Origin of the sequence: Mycobacterium sp. (assembly GCF_035499775.1) — a bacterium.
In the GTDB taxonomy this organism is placed as follows: Bacteria; Actinomycetota; Actinomycetes; order Mycobacteriales; family Mycobacteriaceae; genus Mycobacterium.
This window is the reverse complement of record NZ_DATJYB010000480.1, coordinates 1-2,125: the sequence shown is the minus strand read 5'-3', so window position 1 is coordinate 2,125 and position 2,125 is coordinate 1. Positions and strand designations below refer to the sequence as shown.

Below are 2,125 nucleotides of genomic sequence, written 5' to 3'. Positions count from 1 at the left end.
CTTGGAGCCCTTCTCGGTCCGCGCGACCACGAAGCACCACTGCGACAGGTGGGCCAGCGACGTCCACACCTTCTGGCCGTTGATCACCCATTGGTCGCCGTCAAGCTCGGCCGCGGTCGAGACGTTGGCCAGGTCGCTGCCTGCGCCGGGCTCCGAATAGCCCTGGCACCACAGCTCGGTGACGTCGAGGATGCGCGGCAGGAAGCGCTGCTGCTGCTCGGGGGTTCCGAACGCGATCAACGTCGGCCCGAGCAGTTCCTCGCCGAAGTGGTTGACCTTGTCGGGCGCATCGGCTCGGGCGTACTCCTCGTAGAAAGCCACCCGATGCGCGACCGAAAGCCCGCGCCCGCCGTGCTCGACCGGCCAGCCCAGGCAGGTCAGCCCGGCTTTGGCGAGATGCTGATTCCAGGCCCGGCGTTCTTCGAACGCCTCATGCTCACGACCCGGCCCGCCGAGGCCCTTGAGCGCTGCGAATTCCCCGGCGAGATTGTCTGCCAGCCACTGACGTACCTCTGACCGGAACTCTTCGACGTCCTGCATGCCCTGTACGCTAACCTACCAAGCACTTGCTTTGTTAGGAGTATCCCAGTGACCGGCGATCCCCGCACCATCCCCGCGGCGCTGGATCGTTTTGCCCGCCGGTCTCCCGACCACGCTGCGCTGATCACCGAGGATCGTTCCTTGACGGCAGCGTCCCTGCGGGAAGAGGTACACCGGGCCGCTTCGGCGCTGATCAGGCTCGGTGTCGCAGCCGGGGATCGGGTGGCGATCTGGTCGCCGAACACCTGGCATTGGGTGGTGGCCTGCCTGGCGATTCACCACGCGGGCGCCGCGATGGTGCCGTTGAACACCCGCTACACCGCGGCCGAGGCCGCCGACATCCTGGCCCGGACCGATGCGCCGGTGCTGTTCGCCGCCGGTCGGTTCCTCGGGGTCGACCGGGCTGCCGACCTGGACCGCGACGCACTGCCCGCGCTGCGCCACCTGGTGCGTATACCGATCGAGGCCGAGGACGGGACCTGGGACGAGTTCATGGCTGACGGTGTCGACCTTGACGAGGTCCAGGACCGCGCTGCGGCCGTCACGCCCGACGACGTCAGCGACATCCTGTTCACCTCGGGCACCACCGGCCGCAGCAAAGGTGTGCTATGCGCGCACCGGCAGTCGCTCGGGGGCTCGGCGTCGTGGGCCGCCAACGGCAAGATCACCAGCGACGACCGTTACCTGTGCATCAACCCGTTCTTCCACAACTTCGGCTACAAGGCCGGCATCCTGGCCTGCCTGCAGACCGGGGCGACGCTGATCCCGCACTTGACGTTCGACCCGCTGCGCACGCTGCAGGCGATCGAGCGGCACCGCATCACCGTGTTGCCCGGGCCGCCCACGATCTACCAGACGCTGCTCGACCACCCGGCCCGCCGCGACTACGACCTGAGCTCGTTGCGGTTCGCGGTCACCGGGGCAGCCACCGTGCCGGTGGTTCTGGTGGAACGCATGCAGTCCGAACTGGACATCGACATCGTGCTGACCGCCTACGGCCTGACCGAGGCCAGCGGCATGGGCACCATGTGTCGCGCCGACGACGACGCGGTGACCGTCGCGACCACCTGCGGGCGCCCGTTCGCCGACTTCGAGCTGCGGATCGATGCTGAAACTGGTTCTGAGACCGGCGAAGTGCTGCTGCGCGGGCCGAACGTGATGCTGGGCTACCTGAACGACCCGGAGGCGACCGCCGCCGCCATCGACGCCGACGGGTGGCTGCACACCGGCGACATCGGCGCCGTTGACGCGGCGGGCAACCTGCGTATCACCGACCGGCTCAAGGACATGTACATCTGCGGCGGGTTCAACGTCTACCCCGCCGAGATCGAGCAGGTGCTGGCCCGGATGGACGGGGTGGCCGACGCCGCGGTGATCGGCGTGCCCGACGAGCGGCTGGGCGAAGTGGGCCGGGCGTTCGTGGTCCCCCGGCCGGGAGCCGGCCTCGACGAGGAGTCTGTGATTGCTTACACCCGTGAGCATTTAGCGAATTTCAAAGCACCCCGCTCGGTGCGATTCGTCGACGAGTTGCCGCGCAACGCCGGCGGCAAGGTGCTCAAACCACAACTGCGAGAGATGGCCTGAA

The 2,125-nt window shown here is 68.0% G+C and carries 1 protein-coding gene and 1 pseudogene; one reads left to right on the top strand and one right to left on the bottom strand.

Annotated elements, in window-relative coordinates:
- Positions 1-540: pseudogene (ipdE1, locus tag VML93_RS29600) on the bottom strand (acyl-CoA dehydrogenase IpdE1); the annotation flags it as partial.
- A gap of 48 nt (positions 541-588) precedes the next feature.
- Between ipdE1 and fadD3 the strand changes: the two are divergent.
- A complete protein-coding gene (gene fadD3, locus VML93_RS29595; RefSeq protein WP_325615986.1) occupies positions 589-2,124 on the top strand; it encodes a 3-((3aS,4S,7aS)-7a-methyl-1,5-dioxo-octahydro-1H-inden-4-yl)propanoate--CoA ligase FadD3 in 1,536 nt (511 codons plus the stop codon).
- The last annotated feature ends 1 nt before the right edge of the window (position 2,125 follow it).